This is a genomic window from Gracilibacillus thailandensis (assembly GCF_010994055.1).
GTDB classification, from domain to species: Bacteria; Bacillota; Bacilli; order Bacillales; family Amphibacillaceae; genus Gracilibacillus; species Gracilibacillus lacisalsi.
Window position 1 is genome coordinate 1 of the sequence record NZ_WJID01000133.1, and the last position, 2,345, is coordinate 2,345.

The following is a 2,345-nucleotide window of genomic DNA, read 5'->3' on the forward strand; positions in this document are numbered from 1 at the left end:
CTTTACGGATTTATATGAGAATTTGAACAAACATATTGAGACCTTCCAATCAAGAGTAGATGAAAGTAGTAGCACCATTATAGAAAGTAATTATGTTAGAGATACAATGGAAGATGTCAATGAGGACTATGAAGCTTTACAAACACACCATGATTCAGTAATTAGCACTATTAGCAGTATCTCAGATATTAGTAGTGCAACCACTCCTTCTTTCGTTGCAATCAATAATGACAAACATTCTGTCATTAATGTAGGAGATAATTTACAAGAAGATTTAGATTCGTTTACAACGACAGGAAAAAGTAGCAACTCGCAAACAGAAGAGCTATTAAAGGAAATCAAAACTACGCTGAATAGTGCCGGTGCAGTGAGTGGAAGTGCTCGGTTCACGGATTATAATGGGAATTCGACAGCGATTTCTTTGACAAATTTAAAAGAATATAACCAGGCAAATCAACAAGCAAGGCAAGAAGAGATTGAAAACCTTGATGAAGAGTCAAAAGCGGTTTATGAAAAGGCAAAAGAAGATTATGAAAATGGGGAAATTGATAAGTCTGTATATGATACTATAGTTTCTGGTATTCTTAATACGGGTGCTGCCTTTATTAAGAATGCAGTAAACTCGAAAATTACAAATGAAGTGTCTGAAAGAATAGCAGGGTCTATAGTTGATTGGGCTCAAAAGAATACCATGCATTTTGTTGATCCTGCCTTAGCATTACAAACTGCTGGTGGAGGTGTAGTTACAAGGGGAGCTCCGCCATCTGCTTTAACGTCTGCCATTAGAACAGGTGCAAGATATGCCGCTCCAGTTGTAGGTTCCGCCATTGACTTTGGTATACAAATTTATAAAGGAGAAGATGCCACAGATGCTGCTATAAAAACAGCCGGTCATTTAGGGGCAGGTATGGCAGGTGCAGCGATTGGTTCAGCAATTCCGATACCGTTTGTTGGAACTGCTGTAGGTTTTGCAGTTGGTGTGGGTGGATCCATGCTATTTGACTATGTATATGATAATAAAGATGCCATTGTCAATGGTGTGAAGGATTTTGCTAGCGATGCGGTCGATGTAGTTCAAGATGCTGGAGAAGCAATAGGAGACGCTGCTAAGGGAATCTTAAGTGGAGTAGCAAGCGTATTTGGGTAGAAGAGGAATAACACACAGAAGGAATGATGGAAATGAAAATAATACCGATTTACACGGAAAGTAAAAAGAATCGACAAGGTCATACTATATTTATTGATGAACATACTGAAAAATCTTACAAAGCGCTTCATAAGGAAAGTAATCAATGGGTATATTGGATCGGTTTTTTCGCTATCCTTGCCATCATGAGAAGTATCCAAAGTATCCACATTCCTTTATCACTTATATCTATTATTATTATTTTTACTAGTCTATTAGTGTTGACTGTTTTAGTTAGTCGAATTGTATATAAACATTTATTTTATGAAGAAGTAAAAGAAATATATCTGACTAATACGATGATAGAAGAATATATTGAAGATGGAAAAAGTGTTTATAAAATGGAAGTTTGGATTGCAATCCTTAGTTTTTTAATATTTGTCATTCTAACCATCATCTTTTTTATTAATCTATCCTTAGTGATTTTAATATTTTCGATTTTCCTCTTTTTTATTTTTTGTTTAATGATGAAACGTCTGCCACTTGCAAGAATTAAACTTTATCAAAAGGGAAAGTAATTGCAATTTGTAAAGATGAATTTAGGAGATGATGTTATATGGAAATATTACCAATAGGAAGTGTAGTGCAATTAAAAAATGGAGATATTAAGTTAATGATTCTAAATAGAGCACCACTTTATAATCAAGATGGTGTTATTGGCTATTTCGATTATTCTGCTTGTATATATCCAGCAGGAAAAATAGAGGACCAAGTGTACTTCTTTAATAACGAGAATATTGAAAAAATCTACTTTAAAGGTTATGTAGATGATCAGGAAAAATTATTTCAAGAACAATATGAAGAAAAAATAAAGAATATTCAATACCCAAAGTTTAAAGTGGAGAACGAATAAATGATTATAGAGAAAGACAGTGCTGTTCCTTTCTTATTACATATTGATCCGGAAGATGAAGAAATATTAATGGAATTAACGTAAGAGAATATTCACTTAAGATTAGATAACTATGATTAGGAACCTGATGAATAGGAGGAAGGGTGAAGAAGCAGATGATACAGTGTCTTTGCCTTCTTTTTAGGTGCTCTCGTAAGGATATAGTAGTAGGTAAACTTTAATGTGAGAACGAAATGAAAAGTTAGATTCAGTAAATCATCCTATTTATGGTCCACAACCAATACGTTAGGAAAGAGAGGGATATTC

Annotated in this window: 3 protein-coding genes; all 3 read left to right on the forward strand. The window is 34.1% G+C overall.

Features of this window, described 5'->3' with window-relative positions:
• The coding region (locus GH715_RS21110; protein ID WP_163578828.1) for a T7SS effector LXG polymorphic toxin at positions 1-1,147 on the forward strand (1,147 nt) is incomplete at its 5' end.
• 26 nt (positions 1,148-1,173) lie between these two features.
• On the forward strand, positions 1,174-1,704 hold the full coding sequence (locus GH715_RS21115; protein WP_163578829.1) for a hypothetical protein: 531 nt from the start codon (positions 1,174-1,176) through the stop codon (positions 1,702-1,704).
• A gap of 38 nt (positions 1,705-1,742) precedes the next feature.
• Positions 1,743-2,039, forward strand: a complete 297-nt coding sequence (locus GH715_RS21120; RefSeq protein WP_153835411.1) for a DUF4176 domain-containing protein — start codon at positions 1,743-1,745, stop codon at positions 2,037-2,039.
• Positions 2,040-2,345: the final 306 nt, after the last annotated feature.

Bases quoted from the DNA above. Each gene is read 5' to 3' on its own strand.
- GH715_RS21115 (WP_163578829.1), top strand. From the start codon at position 1,174: ATGGAAATGAAAATAATACCGATTTACACGGAAAGTAAAAAGAATCGA.
- GH715_RS21120 (WP_153835411.1), top strand. From the start codon at position 1,743: ATGGAAATATTACCAATAGGAAGTGTAGTGCAATTAAAAAATGGAGAT.